General features: G+C 68.4%; 15 protein-coding genes. 7 read left to right on the top strand and 8 right to left on the bottom strand.

Annotation, left to right across the window (positions count from 1 at the left end):
* Positions 1-120 precede the first annotated feature (120 nt).
* The 6 genes from ABB55_RS01330 to topA form a co-directional block, all read right to left on the bottom strand.
* Entirely contained in the window at positions 121-1,338 is a 1,218-nt protein-coding gene (locus ABB55_RS01330; RefSeq protein ID WP_083463254.1) for an MFS transporter, read from the bottom strand.
* A 1-nt stretch (position 1,339) separates the two neighbouring features.
* Entirely contained in the window at positions 1,340-2,107 is a 768-nt protein-coding gene (locus tag ABB55_RS01325; RefSeq protein WP_054357190.1) for an NUDIX hydrolase, read from the bottom strand.
* Complete coding sequence (locus ABB55_RS01320) at positions 2,104-2,556, bottom strand: DUF983 domain-containing protein (RefSeq protein ID WP_054357189.1); 453 nt, start codon at positions 2,554-2,556, stop codon at positions 2,104-2,106. Before ABB55_RS01320 ends, ABB55_RS01325 begins: the two co-directional genes overlap by 4 nt.
* 98 nt (positions 2,557-2,654) lie before the next feature.
* Positions 2,655-5,042 (bottom strand): ribonuclease R, encoded by a 2,388-nt coding sequence (gene rnr, locus ABB55_RS01315; protein ID WP_083463253.1) that lies wholly within the window; start codon positions 5,040-5,042, stop codon positions 2,655-2,657.
* Between the two features lie 37 nt (positions 5,043-5,079).
* Complete coding sequence (locus ABB55_RS01310) at positions 5,080-6,219, bottom strand: helix-turn-helix transcriptional regulator (RefSeq protein WP_054357188.1); 1,140 nt, start codon at positions 6,217-6,219, stop codon at positions 5,080-5,082.
* A 458-nt stretch (positions 6,220-6,677) separates the two neighbouring features.
* Positions 6,678-9,398, bottom strand: a complete 2,721-nt coding sequence (gene topA, locus ABB55_RS01305) for a type I DNA topoisomerase (protein WP_054357187.1) — start codon at positions 9,396-9,398, stop codon at positions 6,678-6,680.
* Between the two features lie 311 nt (positions 9,399-9,709).
* Here topA and ABB55_RS01300 point away from each other — a divergent pair, with 311 nt between their 5' ends.
* Together ABB55_RS01300 and ABB55_RS01295 are read left to right on the top strand one after the other, a co-directional pair.
* Complete coding sequence (locus ABB55_RS01300) at positions 9,710-9,994, top strand: hypothetical protein (protein WP_140940811.1); 285 nt, start codon at positions 9,710-9,712, stop codon at positions 9,992-9,994.
* A 146-nt stretch (positions 9,995-10,140) separates the two neighbouring features.
* On the top strand, positions 10,141-10,479 hold the full coding sequence (locus ABB55_RS01295; protein ID WP_054357185.1) for a hypothetical protein: 339 nt from the start codon (positions 10,141-10,143) through the stop codon (positions 10,477-10,479).
* Between the two features lie 90 nt (positions 10,480-10,569).
* Here ABB55_RS01295 and ABB55_RS01290 read toward each other — a convergent pair whose 3' ends face one another.
* Positions 10,570-12,219, bottom strand: coding sequence for an acyl-CoA dehydrogenase family protein (locus tag ABB55_RS01290; RefSeq protein WP_083463252.1), 1,650 nt, complete (start codon positions 12,217-12,219; stop codon positions 10,570-10,572).
* Positions 12,220-12,807: 588 nt separating this feature from the next.
* Here ABB55_RS01290 and ABB55_RS01285 point away from each other — a divergent pair.
* The 3 genes from ABB55_RS01285 to plsY are packed head-to-tail and all read left to right on the top strand — an operon-like array spanning position 12,808 to position 15,801.
* A complete protein-coding gene (locus tag ABB55_RS01285) occupies positions 12,808-13,764 on the top strand; it encodes an aspartate carbamoyltransferase catalytic subunit (protein WP_054357183.1) in 957 nt (318 codons plus the stop codon).
* A gap of 14 nt (positions 13,765-13,778) precedes the next feature.
* A complete protein-coding gene (locus ABB55_RS01280; protein ID WP_244471943.1) occupies positions 13,779-15,113 on the top strand; it encodes a dihydroorotase in 1,335 nt (444 codons plus the stop codon).
* A gap of 40 nt (positions 15,114-15,153) precedes the next feature.
* On the top strand, positions 15,154-15,801 hold the full coding sequence (plsY, locus tag ABB55_RS01275; protein ID WP_054357182.1) for a glycerol-3-phosphate 1-O-acyltransferase PlsY: 648 nt from the start codon (positions 15,154-15,156) through the stop codon (positions 15,799-15,801).
* A 489-nt stretch (positions 15,802-16,290) separates the two neighbouring features.
* Here plsY and ABB55_RS01270 read toward each other — a convergent pair whose 3' ends face one another.
* Positions 16,291-19,128 carry an Rne/Rng family ribonuclease gene (locus tag ABB55_RS01270; RefSeq protein WP_083463251.1) on the bottom strand — a complete coding sequence of 946 codons (2,838 nt, stop codon included), beginning with the start codon at positions 19,126-19,128 and terminating at the stop codon, positions 16,291-16,293.
* A 711-nt stretch (positions 19,129-19,839) separates the two neighbouring features.
* On the opposite strand from ABB55_RS01270, the gene ABB55_RS01265 reads away from it, so the two are divergent.
* Both ABB55_RS01265 and ABB55_RS01260 read left to right on the top strand, forming a co-directional pair.
* Entirely contained in the window at positions 19,840-20,256 is a 417-nt protein-coding gene (locus ABB55_RS01265) for a PaaI family thioesterase (RefSeq protein ID WP_054361772.1), read from the top strand.
* A gap of 247 nt (positions 20,257-20,503) precedes the next feature.
* A complete protein-coding gene (locus ABB55_RS01260; protein WP_152981884.1) occupies positions 20,504-21,496 on the top strand; it encodes a hypothetical protein in 993 nt (330 codons plus the stop codon).
* Positions 21,497-21,582 lie beyond the last annotated feature (86 nt).

The raw sequence follows: 21,582 nt of genomic DNA, 5'->3' as shown, positions 1-21,582 counted from the left end.
TCCGGGTGGCGGGTCCGGCATTCGGCGTGCCGGTCCGATGAAGTCGGATGCAGAAGGCCCGCGTGATGAGCGCGGGCCCGCTGACGTTGGGCGGATAACTGACCGATGCGCGCCGGATTGTCAAGCGCGCGGGCGGCCGCGCGATCCCGCGCCGGCGATCGCGACCACGGCCAGATAGGCGAGGAAGAACACCGCCGTCACCAGGATGGCGCCATGCGGCGCAAAGGCGTCGAGACCGAGCCCCATGGCCGGCGGACCGGCCATCATGCCGACCGCATACATCATCACGAAGGTGGCGTTGGCGGCGGCCAGATTGGCGCCCGAATAGCGCGCGCCCAGATGGGTCAGCCCGACGGTGTAGAGCCCCGCGATGATTCCGGCCCAGACGAACACGACCGCGAGCAGTGCCGGAAAGCGATCGGCGACCAGCGGGATCACGAAGGCGCCGGCCAGCCCGGCCAGCGCGCAGGCGACGAGCACGGTGACGCGATCGATTCGATCGGCGACGAGGCCGATCGGAATCTGCAGGGCGACGTTGCCGAGCGCCGCGGCGGTCACGATCAGGGCCGCCTGGCCTTCTTCCAGCCCGAGGCGCAGGCCGTAGACCGGCAGGATCGCCATGGCGCCCGATTCGACCGCCCCGAACACGAGGGCCGCCATGCTGGCGATCGGCACGCCGACCACGAAGCCGAAGACCGAACGGCGCCTGCCGGTCTGGTGCAGGTCCGGCCGCTGTCCGCGCGCGAACAGGACCGGGATCGTCGCCAGCGCGATGATGGCGGCGCCCAGCCCGAAGGGCAGGAAGCCGTGGCTGCCGACGAAGCGCAGGATGAGGGGCCCGACCGCGAAGCCGAGCGACAGCACGGTGGCATAGATGCCCATCACCAGGCCGCGCCGGGCGCCGGGGGCGAGCGAGGCGATCCAGAATTCCGACAGCACGAAGGCCGTGCCGAGCGCACCGTGGAAGACCAGTCGGAGCGGGAACCACAGGCGGAAGTCGGTCGCGAAATAGAAGCCGATCAGGGCCACGGCGGTGGTCAGAAGGGCGCCGATCAGGAGCCGCATCGCGCCGATCCGGGCCGCCAGCGGCGTCACGAAGGGGGTGATCGCCAGCGCCGCGAATCCGGCCACGGCCGTGTTGAGCCCGATCCAGCTGCCCGTGATGCCGCGGCTCTCCAGCACCAACGCCAGCAGCGGCAGGCCGAGACTGAGCCCTGCGCCGACACCGCCTGCCGAGGCGATCATGGCGACGAGCGCCGCCGTCCGCGCGCCGTCGCCACGGACGGAGGCGGGCAGGGCGGTGGGGTCGCCGCCCTGCCGTTCGGTGGGCTCGGTCATGTCAGATCAGGCTGCGCTGGAAGGTCTTGCCGACCCAGCGGTAGTAGGGGATCGGCGCCGTCGGATCGAGCGTCGGATCGGAGGCGAGCCGGTCCTCGATCTCGTCCAGGATGGCGACCGTGATCGGTGGGATCTGCGTCCTCTTGGCTTCCTCGATGGTCAGCCAGGCGACGTCCTCCAACTCGCCCGACGGGCCGACGCCGGCTTCCAGGCGATCGACGATGTCGCCCGCGAAGCAGGCGAAGAAGCGGGTGTCGAAGCGGCGCGGCCGGCGCGGCGGCGTGATCGCGCGGGCGACGAAGCGGAGCCGATCGAGGGCGATGGCGATGCTGCGTTCGGAGAAGGCCGCCATGTCGCCCTTGAGCTTCGGGGCATTGCCGTCCGCCCGGGTGCCGATGAACAGGCCGGCTTCCTCGAAGGTCTCGCGGATCGCCGCCACGCCGAAGGCGCGCGCACGGGCCGTCGTCTTCGGCCGCTTCAGATCGTGGCCGATCTTGGCGGCCGTTGCCTCGTCATAGGGCGTGGCGACGGGGACGAAGGAATCCGCCACGTCGACCTTGCCGCCGGGAAACACATAGGCGCCCGGAAAGAAGCGGTGGCGCATGTGCCGCCGGCCCATCAGCACCCGCAACGGTGCGCCGGCCGTGCGATCGAGGATCAGCAGCGTCGCGGCATCCTTGGGGCGTTGGTTGGCGTGGGTCGTGTCGCGGATTTCGTTGTTGAGCTTGGCCAGGCGATCCGAAAGCCCTGCCACCGCCTTCTCGTTCATGTTGCCGGTCCACCCGTCTGCCCGCTCGGGGCGTCGTCCTCGGCGCCTCCGGGATGGAACCCGTGCATATAGAGCGCCCATTGCAGGCCGATGATGGCGCCCTTGATCGGACGCAGCAAGGCGACCGAGAGGATAAGGGTCAGCGGCAGCCACAGGGCCGCGTGGATCCAGAGGTCCGGATGCCAGATCTTCTCGACGAAATACATCGCCGGCACGACGACATGGCCGACGATGAAGATGGTCGCATAGGGCGGGAAGTCGTCGGCGCGGTGGTGGTGCATCGCCTCGCCGCAGACCGGGCATTGGGCCGCGACCGTCACGAAGCCGTCGAACAGATGGCCTTCGCCGCATTTCGGGCAGCGCCCGAGCGCGCCGCGCCGCATGGCGAGCCCGACCGAGCGCTTCGGCAGCGCCGGCTCCGCTGCGCCGTCTCCATAGACCAAGGACATTCCGACCCCTTTTCCCGGCCTGTCGCAGGCCGTCCGGCCTGTCGCAGGCCGCCGTGCTTCGGCACCGAAGCGCGTCCGCCTATGCCTACCGCCGATGTCTACCCGCGCCCCGGCCGCCCGCCGGATCCGCGACTGCGGTCCGTTCGTCCGGTCCGGATGCCCGCCGGACGCCCGGCGCGAGAGCCCGGTCCGCCCGGACGGCGCCCCGGCGCCTTCTGGTACGCGCCTTCGCTCAAGAGTTCAAATCGCAGCGCCCCTGCAAAAGGCTGGGCTTCGACCAGCTTGACGTCGACCCGGTCACCGAGCCGCCAGGTCTCGCCGGTGCGCTCTCCGATCATCGAGCGGGTCTTCTCGTCGAACAGATAGTAGTCGCGGCCGATGGTCGAGGCCGGGATGAAGCCGTCGGCGCCGGTCTCCTCCAGGCGCACGAACAGGCCGGACTTGGTGACGCCCGAGATGCGGGCCCGGAAGGTGGCGCCGATCCGGTCCATCAGCCAACGCGCGATCAGGCGGTCGATCGTGTCGCGCTCGGCCGCCATGGCGCGCCGTTCGGCGGCCGAGATCTCCGCGCCGATCGCCGCCAGCTTGTCGTCGATGGTATCCGGCAGGCCGTCCCGGCCGAGCCGGAGCGCGCGGATCAGGGCGCGGTGCACGATCAGGTCGGCATAGCGGCGGATCGGACTGGTGAAATGCGCATAGCGCCTGAGATGCAGGCCGAAATGGCCGATATTGAGCGGGTTATATTCGGCCTGGGCCTGGGAGCGCAGCACCACCTCGTTGACGAGGCCGGATTCCGGCTTGTCGACGAAGCGCGCCAGGATGCCGTTGAAGGCCGCCGGCTTGAGGCCGCCCTTCATGCCGATCTTGACGTCGAGGGTCGCCAGGAAGTCCTTGAGGCCCTGCAGCTTTTCCGGCGAAGGCTGGTCGTGGATGCGATAGAGCAGGGGCGTGTGGTGCTTCTCCAGCGTCTCCGCCGCCGCCACATTGGCCATGATCATGAATTCCTCGATCAGCTTGTGGGCGTCGAGGCGTTCGGGAATCACGATCCGGTCGACCGTGCCCTCCGGGGTCAGCAGCACCTTGCGCTCCGGCAGGTCGAGGTCGAGCGGCTCGCGGGCATCGCGGCCGCGCTTCAACACGGCATAGCCGGCCCAGAGCGGCTTCAGCACACCGTCGAGGAGCGTGTCGGTCTTGGCGTCCGGCCGTCCGTCGATCGCCGCCTGGGCCTGCTGGTAGGAGAGCTTGGCGGCCGATCGCATCATGATGCGGTGGAAGCTGTGCTGCTGCTTGCGCCCGTCGGCGCCGAAGATCATGCGCACGGCGAGGGCCGGCCGGTCCTCCTTCTCGCGCAGCGAACAGAGATCGTTGGAGATGCGCTCGGGCAGCATCGGCACGACGCGATCGGGGAAATAGACCGAATTGCCGCGATGCACGGCTTCGCGGTCCATGGCCGTGCCGGGCTTCACATAGGCGGCCACGTCGGCGATGGCGACGGTGACGACGAAGCCGCCCGGGTTGGCCGGATCGGTGTCCGGCTCGGCATGGACGGCGTCGTCGTGATCCTTGGCGTCGGGCGGGTCGATGGTGACGAGCGGCAGGCGACGCCAGTCCTCGCGCCCGTCGAGCCCGACCGGCACGGCGGCCTCGGCCTCCTTCAGCACGGCGGACGCGAAGACATGCGGGATGTTGTGCGAGAACAGCGCGATCTGGCTGACCGCCTTTTCCGATGCCGTCGAGCCGATGACCTCGCGCACGCGGGCGCGCGGCAGGCCGAGCCGGCCGGAGCGGATCACGTCGAGCGCGACCAGATCGCCGTCGCGGGCCTCCTTCAGGTCGGCCTCGGCGACGGTGAATTCCTTCGACTTCTTGTCGATCGGCATGATCCGGGCGCCGCCCGGCTGCAGGCGCACGATGCCGAGCGCGGCGGCGGGTTTGCGGTCGAGAATGCGGGTGACGCGGCCCAGCGCGCCGACGCCCTTCGGCAGCGGCTCGTCGGTTTCGGTGAGGCGCAGGAGCACCCGGTCGCCGACGCCGGCATGCGGCACGCCCGGCCGCTTGGAGCGCTCGGGCAGCAGCAGGATCTTGGGCGCGGGGCCGAATTCGTCCTCGTCCCATTCGTCCGGCACGGCCAGCAGTTCCCCGTCGCCGTCGCGGCCGACCACGTCGGCGACCAGCACGGCCGGCATCTGGCCGGCCGGTGCCAGCTTGCGCCGTCGCCGCGTGACCGTGCCGTCCTCGGCCAGTTCCTTCAGGAGCTTCTTGAGGGCGATCTTGGCGCCGCCGGTGATGCCGAAGGCACGAGCGATCTCGCGCTTGCCCGCCTGCCCGGGATGCTCGGCCAGGAAGGCTAGAATCTCGTCGCGGGTCGGGAAGGTCGGGGCGGCGCTGGATTTCGGGCTTTTGGCCAAGGGTCTCGGTTCCGGTTCGGTCAAGGCACGATGATAGACCCGAATGCGCGCCCGTGTCGTCCCGTTCTCGCTCGACATTCGCGCCGGACCGCCCCCGTGATCGCGATATCGATCGTCAGGACAGATCCGACAGATGCGATATCAGCATCGACAATTGGCTCTGACGCTTGACCTGGAGCTTCGCGAACAGGGATTTCAGATGGGTGCGGACGGTTTCGCGGCCCAGACCGAGTTCGCGGGCCGCGTCGGCCGGGCTCCGTCCGTGACCGACGATGACCGCCACGGCGGCCTCCGCGCGGGTCAGGCCGAGCGCCTGCATGGCCTCGAACTGTATCGGGGTGACCTGCATTTCCGGGTCGACGACGGTGACCAGGGTCGACACCCCGAATTGCGGCACCAGCTTGAGCCGTTCCGAGGTGTCGGCCATGAGCGGTGCGACCGAGACCAGCAGGGGCAGGCGATCGGGATGGGGGATGGACAGTACGGCCGGCCGCACCGCGACGCCGTCCGGGTCGAGGCGCCGGAAGGCCTGACCGATGGACCGGTCGAGTTGGCCCTGCAGGCGCGGATCCGCCGTTATCAGCTTCGGCTTGCCGGTTGCATTGCGCAAGTGCAGGCCGCGGGATGCGAAGCTCTTCAGCGCCTGGTTGGCGAAAATCACGGTGAAATCGGGATCGATGACGGCGATGCCGTTCTTGTTGCGCTCCGCGCTCTCGGTGAGCGCGGTGATGATGCGTTGATTCAGGGTGTTCTGGCGCAGCTGGATGATCGAATGGAAGTGATTGTGGAAGATCTTGGCAATCTTGATTTCTTCGCACGATGCAGGCGGCGAGTCGATCGGTCTCTGCACGCCCAAGGTCAGGTATAGGTCCGAACGGGGTCGCATGGTGATCGACAGGAATGTCGAGAAATCATAGCGATGTGCGAAGTCATAGTAGAAGGGTGCATTCTGGGGGGCGTCGTGATTGATCAGTCTGCGCCCGTCGAGCACGCCCGTGGGAAACCCGTTGTTTCGTGCGAAGGCAAAGCCTGGATCCCGTTGCCACCAATGTTGTCTGTATTCGCTCACCGCTTCGACCAGGCAGGAAGAGACATGGGACGGAACGTTGTCTTCGGGGGTCAGCGGCACGAAGATGGCGCCGACGCCGCCAAGTTCCCGCGCCATGCCGTCGAGGAAAACGGGAAACAGATCGGGGTCGAACACCGACCGGTACATCATGGCAACGAGTTCATTGATCCGGATCAGTAAATCCATGTGCCTCTCGTCAGACGCAGAGGATCAATCAAAGCTGGAAATCGAACCGGCCTTGCCGGAAAGTTCGGGAATTGTGCAGGAGAAAAGCCAGGGAAACCGGGCATGACCGCGGCACCACCGCGGTCCTTCATGAGGCGAAGGCTCGAAGGCCCACCGCACTGAAGTAGCGGTAGGATGGTACCCCCGACCGCGCTACCGCCTACCCCAGATGGGTGATGCCGTAAGAGAATGTATTTGCCAGATTGCCGTCGCTCAAGCCGGTTTTCGGCACGGCGATCCCAGTCGCCGGCGGTAGAGCAAAGGCTTCCTCCAATTCTTGACCTTCAGGCCGCTGCATCCTCCCAGAATGCAGCGGCCATCCCGCCTGTGCGGAGGCCCGCCCATGGGGCGGCGCGCCTCTGTGGCGGCCCGCCAATTTGGCGACGGAAGGACTTGCGAGCAGACGGACGAGCCGCGCTTCAGCCCGCCGCCTTCTTCTTCGCAGCCGGCTTCTTCGCCATTGTCGCCGGCTTGTCGGCGCGGGCGGCGGCCTTCTTGGCCGGGGCCTTGGCCGATTTCGGCTTGGCGGCCGCGGTCTTGGTCGTCGTCTCGGCAGCGTCCGACGGCTCGGCAGCCTTCTTGGGTGCCGCCTTCCGGGCGGGAGCCTTCTTGGGGGGCGGTGCCTTGGCGGCGCGCTCGGCGAGGAGTGCGGTCGCGATCTCCATCGTCACGGTCTTCGGATCCATGCCCTTGGGCAGGGTCGCGTTGACCTTGTCGTGGCTGACATAGGGGCCGTAGCGGCCGTCGCGGACGGTGACCGGGCCGCCGAGCGTCGGATGGTCGCCGAGTTCGGCGAGCGCGGCCGGGGCGGCTCGGCCCTTGCCGCGGCTGGCGGCCTTCTCGGCGATCAGCGCCACGGCCCGGTTGAGGCCGACGGTGAAGACCTCGTCGACGCCCGGCAGGTTGGCATAGCCGCCGTCATGCAGCAGGAACGGCCCATAGCGGCCGATGCCGGCCTGGATCGGCTTCTTCGTCTCCGGGTGCAGGCCGACCTCGCGCGGCAGGTTGAGCAGCGCGAGCGCCTTTTCCAGGTCCAGGCTCGGCGCGTCCCAGCCCTTCGGCAGGCTGGCGCGCTTCGGCTTCTCGCCCTCGCCGAGCTGGACATAGGGACCGAAGCGGCCCGAGCGCAATGTGACGACCTGCCCGGTCGCCGGGTCGGTGCCGAGTTCGCGCGTGCCGTCGACGGTCAGCGCCGGATCGGCGGCGTCGCCCTCGGCGCCGCTCGCCTGCAGCTGCCTTGTATAGCGGCAGTCGGGATAGTTCGAGCAGCCGATGAAGGCGCCGAACTTGCCGAGCTTCAGCGACAGCCGGCCGCCGCCGCAGGTCGGGCAGGCGCGCGGATCGACGCCGTCGCCCTTGTCGGGGAAGATGTGCGGGGCGAGCAGGGCGTCGATCGCGTCCAGCACCTGGCCGACGCGCAGATCCTTGGTTCCGTCGATGGAGGCCGAGAACTGGCGCCAGAAGTCGCGCAGCACGTCCTTCCAGGACAGTTCGCCGGCCGAGATCTTGTCGAGGCTCTCCTCGAGCCCGGCCGTGAAGCCATATTCGATGTAGCGCTCGAAGAAGCTCTCCAGGAAGGCGGTGACCAGCCGGCCCTTGTCGCCGGGGATCAGGCGCCGCTTCTCGAGGGTCACATAGTCGCGATCGCGCAGCACCTGCAGCGTCGAGGCATAGGTCGACGGCCGGCCGATGCCGAGCTCTTCCATCTTCTTGACCAGCGTCGCCTCGGTGAAGCGCGGCGGCGGCTCGGTGAAATGCTGGTCGGCGGTGATCTTGCGCCGGGCGAGATCGTCCTTCTCGCGCATCGCCGGCAGGCGCTTGCCCTCCTCGTCCTCCTCGTCGTCGCGGCCTTCCGCATAGAGGGCGAGGAAGCCGTCGAAGCGCACGACGCTGCCGACCGCGCGCAGGTCGCAGCGCTCCGTCCCGTCCTCGGCGACGATCTCGACCGTCGTGCGCTCCAGCACGGCGGCCTCCATCTGGCTGGCGACGGCGCGCTTCCAGATCAGCTCGTAGAGCTTGGCCTGTTCGGCATCGAGGTAGCGGGCGACATCGCGCGGCCGGCGCGTCAGGTCGGTCGGCCGGATCGCCTCGTGGGCCTCCTGGGCGTTCTTCGCCTTGGTCTCGTAGTGGCGCGGCTTCTCGGGCAGGTAGCGGGCGCCGAAATCCTCGCCGATCACCTGGCGGATGCCGGCCACGCCCTCGGGGGCGATCTGCACGCCGTCGGTTCGCATATAGGTGATCAGGCCGACGGTCTCGCCGCCGATGTCGACGCCCTCGTAGAGCTTCTGGGCGGTCTGCATGGCGCGGCTGGCCGACAGGCCGAGCGCATAGTTGGCGGCCTGCTGCAACGTGGAGGTGGTAAAAGGCGGATAGGGGTTGCGTCGGACCGGCTTCGATTCCACCGAGGCGACGCGGAAGGTCGCGCGCTCCAGCATGGTCCGGATCTGGCCGGCCTCGCCACCGGTCTTCACGTCGAGCCGGCCGAGCTTGCGGCCCGAGAAGGCTGTGACGCGGGCGTCGAATTCCTCATTGCCCGGCGTCGCCAGCCGCGCCACGATCGACCAGTATTCCTGCGCGACGAAGGTCTCGATCTCCAGTTCCCGGTCGCAGATCAGGCGCAGGGCGACCGACTGGACGCGGCCGGCCGAGCGGGCGCCGGGCAGCTTGCGCCACAGCACCGGCGAGAGCGTGAACCCGACCAGGTAGTCGAGCGCCCGGCGCGCCAGATAGGCGTCGACCAGATCGGCGTCGATCGCACGCGGGTGGCGCATGGCCTCGAGCACGGCCTGCTTGGTCACTGCATTGAACACGACCCGTTCGACCGGCTGCGCCTTCAGGGCCCGCTTCTCCTTGAGAATCTGCAGGACATGCCAGGAAATCGCCTCGCCCTCGCGATCCGGGTCGGTGGCGAGGATCAGCTTGTCGGCGCCCTTGACGGCCTGGGCGATCTCGGCCAGCCGTTTGGCCGACTTGCCGTCGATCTCCCAGTCCATCGCAAAATCTTCGTCCGGGCGGACCGAACCGTCCTTGGCCGGGAGATCGCGGACATGGCCGTAGGAGGCCAGCACGGTGAAGCCGGACCCAAGATACTTGTTGATGGTCTTCGCCTTGGCGGGGGATTCGACAATGACGACGTTCATGGGTTCGGGTCGCTCGGCGGCTATCAATTGTGATATAAGAGGCCGGCGATTGCCGACATGCGAATGTCCGGAAGCGCCAGCGCCCCTCGCGGTCGCTCCCCGGTTCCCTCGGTATTCGAAGGACCCGGCGCGCGACTTTCGGCCGACGGCGTCATGCATGAGCCGGGCCGCCTTTCAATTGGACGCATGCGGGGTCCCGGTCAAGCCTCCCTAAGGAAGGCGGCATAGGCCGGTACACGCGACATGCAACCTATGATAGATAGACGTTCCGTCAGCTCGTATTAGTATGGGCTCGGGTGCGGCAGGTCGCCGTGCCGGAAGTCCTGCCAAGCGTGCTGCCGCTGGGCAGGAAGCGCAACGGCTGCGGCGCATGGCACGGGATCGGGGCTGGGGCATCAATGGATATTTCGGGTGAGAAGGCGCACAGGCGGGGGGATGCCGCAACCTATGTCGAGCAGGTCGCATCGGAATTGCGCGATCTCGCGGTCCGCAACGACCTCGATTTCCTGGCCTACATGCTGGATATGACCCGCCAGGCCGCCGCGATGGAATCCGCCAAGTCACGCCGTCAGGCGCCGGTCGCGACGGCAAAGTGAGCCGTCTCCTGTGGCGCGCATGCAACGCTGCGCATCCGAGCACGCCGGTGGCCCGCCGGATGGTCTCTCGGCCATAAACATGCCCCCGTGCAGTCACGATCCTTCGCAAAGGTCTGCATGACATCGTGCAAGGCACAGGTTGCGAAATGCTCTCCTCTCTTCGGGCGCGTCGGCTCGGCGCGCTCGCCGTCTCCCTGACCACGGCTTTGGTCGCCGGCTACGTCGCGTCGAGCGGCGGCGAGCTGCAGCCGGTCGCCTTGCCGGTGGTCTTCGGCGTCGCCCTTGCGACGGCGATCGAGCCGCGCCTGTGGCTCGTGCACCTGACTCTCGTGGCGATCGGTCTTGCCGCCTTCGACATGGTTCCCGATCTCGCCCGCGGGGGCATGGACCGCTTCAGCTTCGATCTGCGAACGAGCCTGTCCGCGCTCGGCCCTGCCTTCATCGGGGCCGCCATGGTGCGGCTGGCCTGCCGTTCGGCCATGTAGCTGCCCGAAGGGCGCATGGCGGACCGGTTCCGGCTTCGCGTTCCCGGCCGCCGGTCGGGGCTCAAGACCGGCCGACGGCCGGCCGGTCGATTACGAGGCCGGGTAGGTGTAGTCCACGATTCCGCGGGCATCGAAGCGCGCATCAAGCATGCCGTAGCTCGCCCGCCAGCCGCCGGCCAGCCGGGTATCGATGAAGGCGTCGGTGATCGCGCGCGGCGCGAAGCGGTGCAGGGCGGCGGCGGCCGTGGTGATGGCCAGTTGCTCGACGAAGATGCGGGCCGATCCGGGATCGTCCATGCAGGCATTCGCGGCGCCGCGAATCGCTTCCGCGGAGGCGCTCGCCTCGCGGCCGAGCACGGCGGTCACGTCGCCGAGGACGGCGTCGAGGGTTTCCGGGACCGATTCGATCATCGACAGGGCTTCGAGGGCGAGCTGATTGCTCGCGCCGCCCCAGATGCCGAAGGCCTGGGCATCGCGATAGGCCCGCGCCGCTTCGGAACTTTCCGTGTAGCCGTTGATGCCCTGGCACTCGAGCGCCTCGGCGGCGATCATCGGGGCGACCCGGCCGATCCAGAACTTGGCGACCGGGATCATCAGTCGGGCGATGGCGTCTTCGATCACGTCGTTGCCGGCGCGGTCGCGGGCATTGGCGAGGCGGATGACCAGGGCGGTCGCCGCGGCCACGTCGATCGCCATGTCGGCCAGGACCCGCGCCATTAGCGGCTTGTCGAGCAGCCGCGTCCCGCCGGAGGCGCGATGGCGCACATGATGGACGGCATTGGCCAGCGCGCCGCGCATCACGCCCGTCGCCATCACGGCCGCATCGTGGCGGAGCGTAAGGTGCGCATCGGCCACGAGCTTCGCCCCGTCGCCCTCGGCGCCGATCAGATGGGCCTCGGCATCGGCGAACTCGACCTCCGCAATCCCATTGCCCCTGAGGCCGACCGTGTCCTTGAGCCGCTGGATGCGGACCCGATTCAGGCTTTCGTCCCGGCGGAAGCGCGGGACCAGGAACACGGACGGTCCCCCGGCCGCGTCGGCAAGGACGATCAGCGCATCGGCCATCGGCCCCGACACGGCCCATTTGTGGCCGATCAGACGATAGCGGCGGCCCTCGAAGCGGGACGCCTGGGTCAGGTTGTCGACCCCCGGCGTGCTGCCCTGCTTCTCGGTCAGGGCGAGCGAGAGCGTCAGGCCGGCCTTGCTGGCGGCGGGCTGGGGCCGGTGGTCGTAGCGGCGGCCGGCGATCCTGGACATCCAGGGCTCTGCGAATTCCGGCGCGACGAGCGCGATGCCGGCAGCCGCGCAGGTCGTCGTCCACGGCACCAGATGGCTGCATTCGGTCTGCGCGGTCATGTAGAGCCGCGCCGACCGCATGGCATGGGCGCGGCCGGAATCATCCTCGCGGTCCGACTGCCAGATCGAGATGCCGAGCCCGGCCTCGGCGCTGCGCCGCATCAGCGCATGGTAGGCGGGGTGGTACTCGACCAGGTCGATCCGGCGCCCCTGGCCGTCATGGGTCCGCAACTGGGGGGGATGGGCATTGGCAAGCCGCGCCAGTTCCCGCGCCTCGGCCGTGCCCCAGAAGCCGCCATGCTCCGAGAGCAGCCGTTCGCCGGTCTCGTCGAGAGCCGTCTCCAGGGCGCCGTAGAGGATCGGATCGGTCTCGAACACGTTCCGCACCGGCAATTGTGGCGGCTGGTTGTAGACGTCGTGCGTCTCAAAAGCCGAAGGAGCCATCCGCCTGTCTCTCGATTCGTGCCCTTTTCATGGAGACTAACACGCCGGAGCGAAAGCCAAATCGTTCACGCAGGGGGGATTGCCGCGGCAGGCAGCGGGCATGTAAACGGTCCTCGGAAATCTTGGCTTCAAGTATACCACACAGTTATCGCTGCGTAACATTTTGACAGTGCGGGGCGGCCGGAGTATGGTAACTGTCAGACCCGCTGTTTGAATACATCGGGTAATCAACCTCCTGCGCGCCGCGCGGGGGCCGCCCGGCCAAGCCATGCGCTCCGGGCCTTTGGATCGGGCACGATCTCCGGGTGGGATCGTGCCCTTTCCTGTCTGGGGGCTGTGGTTCGCAGTCGCCGGGCCTGCCGCTGCAGGCTTGATGTGCCTTCGGCGTCCGGCGTCCGGCGTCCGGCGTCCAACTCGGTCTCCGACAGCGGAAGCCGGAACCGTGTGAAGCCCGGCCGCAGGGAGACCGGCCGGACGGGGGAGGGGTGGGCCCCGATCGGTCTCCTCTCGGATTTCGGTGGATAGGCGATCCGGTGGCGGTCTCGTCCCTTGCCGGAGGCAGCCGTTCCGCCTATAGCGACGGCTTTAATGATCAGCCCCGAAACGTCCGCCCGCGCGCCCTTCGCGCACAAGCACCTCCTCGGGATCGAAGACCTCGCTCCCGACGAGATCGTCGCCCTCATCGATCGCGCGGAAGCGCAGATCGAGGTGTCTCGACAGGTCGAGAAGAAGCGCACCGTCCTGCGTGGACGCACGCAGATCAACCTGTTCTTCGAGGCCTCGACCCGAACGCAGTCGTCCTTCGAGATCGCCGGCAAGCGCCTCGGCGCCGACGTGATGAACATGTCGGTCGCCTCGTCGTCGGTGAAGAAGGGCGAGACCCTGATCGACACCGCGACGACGCTGAACGCCATGCACCCGGATATCCTGGTGGTACGCCACCACGCGGCCGGGGCGGTGCATCTGCTCGCCCGCAAGGTGTCCTGCTCGGTGGTCAATGCCGGCGACGGCGCGCACGAGCACCCGACCCAGGCGCTGCTCGACGCGCTGACCATCCGGCGGCACAAGGGCACGATCCGCGGACTGACGGTGGCGATCTGCGGCGACGTGGCCCACAGCCGGGTGGCGCGCTCCAACATCATCGCATTGAATGCGCTCGGCGCCCGCGTCCGCGTCATCGGCCCGTCGACCCTGATGCCGCGGGGCATCGAGCGGCTGGGTGTCGATGTTTTCACGGACATGCGCCGGGGACTGGCCGATTGCGACATCGTCATGATGCTGCGCCTGCAGCGCGAGCGCATGGCCGGCGCCTTCGTCCCGTCGGTGCGCGAGTATTTCCACTTCTGGGGCCTCGACCAGGAGAAGCTCGGCCACGCCAAGCCGGACGCCTTGGTGATGCATCCCGGCCCGATGAACCGCGGTGTCGAGATCGATCCCGAGGTCGCCGACGGGCCGCAGAGCCTGATCGCCGAGCAGGTCGAGATGGGCGTCGCCGTGCGCATGGCGGTGCTCGAGACGCTCGCCGAACACCTTCCGAACGCGTGACCGGAGACGCCGCCTTGTCCATCTCCGAGGCCTCCTCATTCCGCGGCCGCCGCGGCGACGACCGCCCGCTGGTCATCGCCGGCGCCCGTATCGTCGATCCGTCGCGCGATCTCGATGCGGTCGGCACCGTCGTTGTCGTCGACGGCCGCATCGCGGCCGCCGGCCCGGACGCCCTGAACCAGGGCGTTCCGGACGGCGCGGAGGTCGTGGACGGAGCCGGCCGGTTGGTCCTGCCCGGCCTCGTCGATGCCCGGGTCTTCGTCAGCGAGCCGGGCCACGAGTATCGCGAGACCTTCGCGTCGGCGAGCCGGGCGGCGGCGGCCGGCGGCGTCACCACCATGATCACCATGCCGGATACCGATCCGGTCATCGACGACCCGGCCCTGGTCGATTTCGTCATGCGGCGTGCCCGCGATACCGCGGTGGTGCGCGTGCATCCGATGGCGGCGCTGACGCGCGGCTGCCTCGGCCAGGAGATGGTCGAGATCGGCCTCCTGCAGGATGCCGGCGCGGTCGCCTTTACGGACGGACGCCGGTCCGTCGCCAGTGCCGCCACGATGCGGCGGGCGCTGACCTATGCGCGCGATTTCGGCGCGCTGATCGCCCATCACGTCGAGGATTCGACGCTGGCCGGCAGCGGCGTCGTCAACGAAGGCGAGTTCGCCACCCGGCTCGGCCTTCCGGGCATTCCGCGCGAAGCCGAGACCATCATGCTCGAGCGCGACATGCGGCTCGTCGCGCTGACGCGCGGGCGCTATCACGCGGCGCAGGTCTCGACCGCCGACAGCGTCGAAATCCTGCGCGCCGCCAAGGGGCGCGGGCTCGATGTGACCGCCGCGGTCTCGATCGCGCATCTGACGCTGAACGAACTCGACATCGGCACCTACCGGTCCTTCCTCAAGCTGTCGCCGCCGCTGCGCGCCGAGGACGACCGGCGTGCGGTGATCGAAGGGCTTGCGGACGGGACCATCGATTTCGTGGTGTCCAGCCACGATCCGCAGGATGTCGAGACCAAGCGCCATCCCTTCGCGGAGTCGGCCGACGGGGCCGTCGGCCTGGAAACCCTGCTGGCCGCAGCCCTGCGCCTGGTCCACAATGGCGAGATCGGCTGGTCGACGCTGGTCGCCGCACTCTCGACGCGGCCTGCCGCACGCCTCGGCCTTGAAGGCGGCACGCTGAAGCCGGGCGCGCCGGCCGACCTGATCGTGGTCGATCCGCAGGTCTCCTGGGTGCTCGATCGCGCCGCGCTCTTGTCGCGCTCCAAGAACACGCCCTTCGAGGACGCCCGCTTCGAAGGCCGGGTGCTCAGAACGCTGGTTGCGGGACGGACGGTGCACGCCTACCGTTGACCGCTGCCGTCCCGCCCGCCGCCCGTTTCCGGAAACGCCGATGCCCGAACTCGTCGCCGCCTTTCCCGTTCTCGCGATCGCCGCCCTCTACGGCTATCTGATGGGTTCGGTGCCCTATGGGCTGCTCATCACCAAGGCCGCCGGGCTGGGCGACGTGCGCAACATCGGCTCCGGCAATATCGGTGCGACCAATGTGCTGCGCACGGGCCGCAAGGGGCTTGCCGCGGCGACGTTGCTGGCGGACGCGCTCAAGGGCACGATCGCGGTGCTGGTCGCCGGCCGCTTCGGGCAGGATGCCGCGCTGGCCGCAGGCGCGGCCGCGCTGGTCGGCCACTGCTTCCCGGTCTGGCTCGGTTTCAAGGGCGGCAAGGGGGTGGCGACCTATCTCGGCGTGCTGGCGGGCCTCTATCCGCCCGGCCTCCTGGTCTTCGCCGTGGTCTGGCTGGCCGTCGCCTTCTTCAGCCGCTATTCGTCGGCCGCCGCGCTCACCGCCATGGTGCTGGTGCCGCCGGCCATCTGGTTCGGCCCCGGCATCGCGCTGTCGGCCGAGAAGCGGGCCGCCTTCGAGGGCGACCATCGGGTCGCGGCGGTCATGGCGGTGATGAGCCTGCTGGTGATCGCCAAGCATCACACCAATATCAGGCGCCTGATCGCCGGGACCGAGACCAAGATCGGTTCGAAAGGGTAGGGGCGCGGGCCGCATCGCCGCCTCAGAGCCTGTCCCGGTCAGCTCGAAACGCTCTGACCGGAAAGGACCGGCTCAAGCCATTGAATCGGGAGCCTTTCCTTATCGATTGGAGGATTCCATCCAATCGGGAAATGCTCTGGGCGGCCGGCCGGTTCCCTTCGACAAAAGCGAACGTCATCGGACCTTCGGATCGGCCGCCCCGATCCGGGGCTTCTCGCCATGGGCGCCGATCGCGCCGCCCCGACATGGCTGCGTTCTGCGGCCACCGGTTGCCCCCTCGCGCGCCCGTCCGCTCAGGGCCGGCGACGCGTATCCGCGGGCTGGCGGCCCGCTCGGCCGCCGGTGCGTATCTGTGAGTTTGCGCCCGCTCGGCCGCCGCCGGCAGGGCATCCCTTCGACGGTGCGACGAAATCCGCGTGAGCAAAAAGAAAACCCCGCCAGGACGAATCCTGGCGGGGTGAAAACGGTCCGGACGGACCCTCGCGGGGGTCAGCCCTTCTTGGCCCACCAGCCGGAACGCTTCGGCTTCGACGGATCGACCTCGGTCGAGGTGAGTTCGGTCCGGGCGCGGGCCGGCGGTGCGGGTTCCGGCTCCGGCGCGGGGGTGGGGGCGGCCGGTTCGGCGACCGCGGTCGGCTCGGCCGTCACGGCCGGGATCGCGACGGTCTCCACCGTCTCGACCGACACGGCGGTGGCTTCCGGTGCGGCCGAGGCATCGGCGTCCGTGGCCTGCGCCGCCGCCTCAGCTTCGGCAGCCGCTTCCGCCGCCTTGGCCTTGGCCGACTTGCGCGGCGTCCGCGGCTTGGCCGGCTTGGGCTCCTTGGCGACCGCCTCCGTCGTGGTGGCAGCCTCCTTGGCCGTTGCGGCCTTCTTGGCGGGGGCGGCCTTGGTGCCGGCCGGCTTGCGGGTCGACTTGCGGCCGGCCTTGGCCGGCGCCGCTGCCGGTTCCTCGCCCTCGGCGATCGGCGTCTCTGCCGCGGCCCCGTCGGTCTCGGCTTCGTCGGTCACGGCTTCGGCGACGGGCTCGGATGCGATGTCCGACGGCATCGGCGTCTCGATGCCGCCTTCGTCCAATTCCTGGGACGTCGGTCCGGTATCGATCTCACCGTCGCCTGCGAACTCTCCGTCGGCCGCGAAGCCGTCGTCGCGCTGATCGCGGGTCTCGCCCGGCAGACCGCCTTCCTCGCCCTCGCGACGGTTGCGACGGCCACCGCGGCGTCCGCGACGACGGCGCTTGCGGGCGTCGTTGCTGGCCTGGCGATCACCTTCGGAGCGCGGCGCGCGGTTGCCCTCGGCATCGCCCTCGTCGTCGCCATCGGCGTCATCGCCGCCTTCGCCCTCGTCCTCGTAGGAGACGCGGTCGGCAGCGTCGTCGTTGTCGGCCGCCAGCGGCGCGGAGCCCTGCGGCTGACCCTCGCCGTTGCGGCCGCGGCCGCGCCGACGCCGGCGACGCTTGCGCCGATTGGCGCCTTCGCCGTCGGTCTCCGCACGCGGACCGCCTTCGCTGCGGCGTCCGCCGTCGCTTTCGGCCTCGCCCTCGGCTTCGATCTCGTCCTCGTCGATCTCGTCCTCGATCTCGTCTTCCGGCTCCACCGTCTGCGGCGTGACCAGAACGGGCGGCGGCGGCGCCATGGCCGGCCGGCTGACGGGCTCGCCCTTCTCGACGACGAACAGGTGGCCGCCGGTGGAGGCGTGATCGTCGGCCAGGATGGTGATGTCGAGGCCGAAGCGCCGTTCCAGATCGGCGAGATGCGCGCGCTTCTGGTTGAGGATGTAGAGAGCGACGCCGGTCCGGGTACGCACGATCAGGTCGTTGGTGACCGACTTGATCAGCGCCTCCTCCAGGCTGCGCAGGACATGCAGCGCGACCGATTCGGTGGACCGCACCATGCCGGAGCCGCCGCAATGCGGGCAGACGATCATGGAGGATTCCAGCACGCCGGTGCGGATGCGCTGGCGCGACATCTCCATCAGGCCGAAATGCGAGATGCGGCCGACCTGGATGCGCGCGCGGTCGTTCTTGAGGCAATCCTTGAGCTTGCGCTCGACCGACCGGTTGTTGCGCTTCTCCTCCATGTCGATGAAGTCGATCACGATCAGGCCGGCCAGATCGCGCAGGCGCAGCTGCCGGGAGACCTCCTCGGCGGCCTCCAGGTTGGTCTGCAGCGCGGTATCCTCGATATTGTGCTCGCGCGTCGACTTGCCCGAGTTCACGTCGATCGAGACCAGCGCTTCGGTCTGGTTGATGATGATGTAGCCGCCCGAGCGCAGGGTCACGCGCGGCGAGAACATCGCATCGAGCTGGCTTTCCACGCCGAAACGGGTGAAGACCGGGGCCGGCTCCTTGTAGGCCTGGACGTTCTTGGCATGGCTCGGCATGAGCATGCGCATGAAGTCCTTGGCCTCGCGATAGCCGTCGTCGCCGGCAACCAGGATTTCGTCGATATCCTTGTTGTAGAGATCACGGATCGACCGCTTGATCAGGCTGCCTTCCTCGTAGACGAGCTTGGGCGCCTTGGAGCTCAGGGTCAGTTCGCGGACATTCTCCCACAGGCGCAGGAGATACTCGAAATCGCGCTTGATCTCGGCCTTGGTGCGGGCCGCGCCGGCGGTGCGGACGATGACCCCCATGCCCTCCGGAACTTCCAGCTCCTGGGCGATCTTCTTCAGCCGCTTGCGGTCGGTCGGATTGGTGATCTTGCGCGAGATGCCGCCACCGCGGGCGGTGTTGGGCATCAGCACCGAATAGCGGCCGGCGAGCGACAGATAGGTGGTCAGAGCCGCGCCCTTGTTGCCGCGCTCCTCCTTCACCACCTGCACCAGCAGGACCCGGCGCCGCTTGATCACCTCCTGGATCTTGTAGTGCCGCTTCAGCTTCGGGGCCGAACGGCGCTCGGGAAGCTCCTCGAGGGCATCCTCGGAGCCGACCGATTCGACCTGGTCCTCATCGCCGTCGCCGTCGTCGGCGGCATCGTCGCCGTTGTTCGCGGCCGGCTTGGCGCGGCGCGGACGATTGTCCTCGCGATCCTCGGCCGAATGCATGCGCGACTCTTCCTCGAGCAGCGCCACGCGGTCGGCATGGGGGATGTCGTAATAGTCGGGATGGATCTCGGAGAAGGCCAGGAAGCCGTGCCGATTGCCGCCATAGTCCACGAAGGCCGCCTGGAGCGAGGGCTCCACGCGCGTCACGACGGCGAGATAGATGTTACCTCTGAGCTGCTTCTTGTTGGCGGCCTCGAAGTCGAATTCCTCGACCCGGCTGCCGCGCACCACCACGACCCGGGTCTCCTCCGGGTGGGTGGCGTCGATGAGCATCTTGTTGGCCATGGATGAATTGCTCCGCGGCCCACGCGCCAAAGCCCGGCAACCGCATGCGGTGACCGGGGTCCAGGGAGGCCGTCTTGTTGGGATTCATGAGAATTGACAGGTCGGTCGCGGAGGCGGCGGAACGCGTGGGCACGGGCGGACAGTGACGGTAGAGCGTCCGGACCTGTGCCGACCCCCCTTCCGTCACGCTGCGACCGTTCGTACCCCTCATGGCCTCGGCATGGACCCTGTCGCTCGAGTATGTCCGCGGACGCGTGCCACGCGCCACGGTGGAGCCTTCCTCCCGACGCGCCCACGCGAGGCAGCCGTTCGGGCCGGTTGGCGGTTTTTGTTTCGCGTCGGAGCCGCACGAAGCACGCACGGCACGTCGGCGGATGCTCCGCTGTCCGCGCGGATGCGCCGGCAAGGAGCCCCGGAGACGCCTCCCGGTCGAACATCCGGTGGAAAAGTCACGATGCTCAAGCGCTCCTCGTGGTTGGCCGCTCTGGCGAACCTGACGGGCACTCGGTCGCGACGTCGTTTACCGGACGCATGTTCGGACGGAGGACGGATTCCTTGTCCCCATCTTTTAAGGAGACCGGTACTCCATTGCAAGGAAAAGCCGCGGACGGTCAGCCAAACCCTTCGGCCGTCTCGACGGTTGCTGTTGTGCCGCTAAACTCCGATCGAGCCTGGACGGCAACGGGGGGAAATGGCGTGGCGACGACGCTGATGATGACCAAGGACGAGGTTTCCGACTTCCTCGACCGGGAATTTCCGCAGATACACATCGGCGGGCGGGCCTTTTCGATCGACGAACTCGCGCCGGGCGTCGCCGTGATGCGCCTGAGCGCCCAGGATCGCCATCTGCGCCCCGGCGGCACCGTCTCGGGTCCGTCGCTGTTCGCGCTCGCCGATCTGGCCGCCTATGTGGCGGTGCTCGGCCATCTCGGCCCGGTCGGCCTCGCCGTGACGACCAGCGCGACGATCAACTTCCTGTCAAAGCCCGACCCGGGCGATCTTCTCTGCACCTGCCGCATCCTGAAGGCCGGCAAGCGGCTTTTCGTGGTCGAATGCGCGACGCGGGCCGAAGGCAGCGACGCGATCGTCGCCCATGTCACCATGACCTACTCGATTCCCGCGCGCTGAGGCGCGCAAGCGGACGGGTCACCGCGCTCCGCCGGACGGTAGCCGGTCTCAGGATATTCACAGGTTTCGGGTATTCAGCGGCCATCGCCTCGACCGGGCAGCGGCCGGGTTCTTACAATTCTGCCAAGATCGTTAGCGGTTTGTCACCGCCCTGCCACACCCTGTCACCGTTCTGCGCATTCGGTTGCCGTATGCGTTGCGGGGTGGTCCGCCGCACGTCACTTTTGTCGGCAACGTGGGGGCGACTATGAAGACGACGAAGACGAGTTTTGCGGTTTGCCGGGCCGATGCGGCGCCGATGGCGGGATTCCTGCTCGCGGGTCTGACGGCTGCGGTCCTGAGCCTCGGCGCATCGGAGGCCCAGGCGGCATCCGCCAAGGCACCCGTCAAGCCGGCCCCCGTGGTCGCGGCGAAGCCGGCACCGGCCGCGGTTGAGGCCGAGGTCGAAGACGACGGTTTTGAAGTCGAGGACGCGTTCGGGTTCAGCCAGGGGGCTGCGACCGCCGGCGAGGGCAAGTGGGAGGCCAGCTCGACGCTGACCGGCGCCTTCGGCCGCTCCAAGGGCAGCTACCGCGCCTTCCAGACCGAAAGCGAGGCCGAATACGGCATCACCGACCGCATTCAGATGGGCTTTGCGGCCTTCACCGATGCCCATCGCGTCCGCAACGTGCCGCAGCTCGACAACCTCTCCAGCTTCGGTTTCGACGGCCTGTCGGTCTCGCCGAAGATCGCCATCCTGCAGAAGGACATCGACGGCCCGGTCGGCTTCGCGGTCGAGGGCGAACTGGAATGGCGCCGCCATGACGAGGCGAGCGGCCAATCCGGCCGGTTCTATCAGGGCGGACTGACGGCGCTGAGCGACTGGGTCGTGATGCCCAACACGCTCTATGCGGCCGCCAATGCCGGCTTCGAGCTCGGCCGCGGCCGGGAGAACGGCGAGGCCTGGGAGACCGAATCCTCGGTCTTCGCCTCGGGCGCGCTGTCCTGGCGCTTCACCAAGCGGGCCACGATCGGTGCCGAGGCGCGACTCGAGTCGGCCTTCGAGGACGTGTTCGGCAAGCGCGAGGGGACGGCCCTGTTCCTCGGCCCGACCTTCTTCTGGAAGATCAGCGGCAAGGTGTCGGTGGCGGCAGCCTGGAGCACGCAGGTCTGGGGCAACGGCCCGGACAGCCATGGCCGGCTCAATCTCGATGCCTTCGACCGGCATCGCGGCATGCTCAAGATCGGCCTCGAATTCTGACGGTATTATCGTACCGCATGGCGGTATTATGATGCCGCATACGTCTAACGTGATGATATTGAACGGATAATTCGATTTTTTGCGCC

Source organism: Prosthecodimorpha hirschii (assembly GCF_001305515.1).
Lineage (GTDB): Bacteria > Pseudomonadota > Alphaproteobacteria > Rhizobiales > Ancalomicrobiaceae > Prosthecodimorpha > Prosthecodimorpha hirschii.
The sequence above is the reverse complement of the archived record's forward strand: the minus strand, read 5'-3'. Positions and strand labels throughout refer to the sequence as shown.

Excerpts from the sequence above, each read along its gene's own strand:
- ABB55_RS01330 (WP_083463254.1), bottom strand. The coding sequence starts at position 1,338 with ATGACCGAGCCCACCGAACGGCAGGGCGGCGACCCCACCGCCCTGCCC.
- ABB55_RS01325 (WP_054357190.1), bottom strand. The coding sequence starts at position 2,107 with ATGAACGAGAAGGCGGTGGCAGGGCTTTCGGATCGCCTGGCCAAGCTC.
- ABB55_RS01320 (WP_054357189.1), bottom strand. The coding sequence starts at position 2,556 with ATGTCCTTGGTCTATGGAGACGGCGCAGCGGAGCCGGCGCTGCCGAAG.
- rnr (WP_083463253.1), bottom strand. The coding sequence starts at position 5,042 with ATGTCGAGCGAGAACGGGACGACACGGGCGCGCATTCGGGTCTATCAT.
- ABB55_RS01310 (WP_054357188.1), bottom strand. The coding sequence starts at position 6,219 with ATGGATTTACTGATCCGGATCAATGAACTCGTTGCCATGATGTACCGG.
- topA (WP_054357187.1), bottom strand. The coding sequence starts at position 9,398 with ATGAACGTCGTCATTGTCGAATCCCCCGCCAAGGCGAAGACCATCAAC.
- ABB55_RS01295 (WP_054357185.1), top strand. The coding sequence starts at position 10,141 with ATGCTCTCCTCTCTTCGGGCGCGTCGGCTCGGCGCGCTCGCCGTCTCC.
- ABB55_RS01290 (WP_083463252.1), bottom strand. The coding sequence starts at position 12,219 with ATGGCTCCTTCGGCTTTTGAGACGCACGACGTCTACAACCAGCCGCCA.
- ABB55_RS01285 (WP_054357183.1), top strand. The coding sequence starts at position 12,808 with ATGATCAGCCCCGAAACGTCCGCCCGCGCGCCCTTCGCGCACAAGCAC.
- plsY (WP_054357182.1), top strand. The coding sequence starts at position 15,154 with ATGCCCGAACTCGTCGCCGCCTTTCCCGTTCTCGCGATCGCCGCCCTC.
- ABB55_RS01270 (WP_083463251.1), bottom strand. The coding sequence starts at position 19,128 with ATGGCCAACAAGATGCTCATCGACGCCACCCACCCGGAGGAGACCCGG.
- ABB55_RS01265 (WP_054361772.1), top strand. The coding sequence starts at position 19,840 with ATGATGACCAAGGACGAGGTTTCCGACTTCCTCGACCGGGAATTTCCG.
- ABB55_RS01260 (WP_152981884.1), top strand. The coding sequence starts at position 20,504 with ATGAAGACGACGAAGACGAGTTTTGCGGTTTGCCGGGCCGATGCGGCG.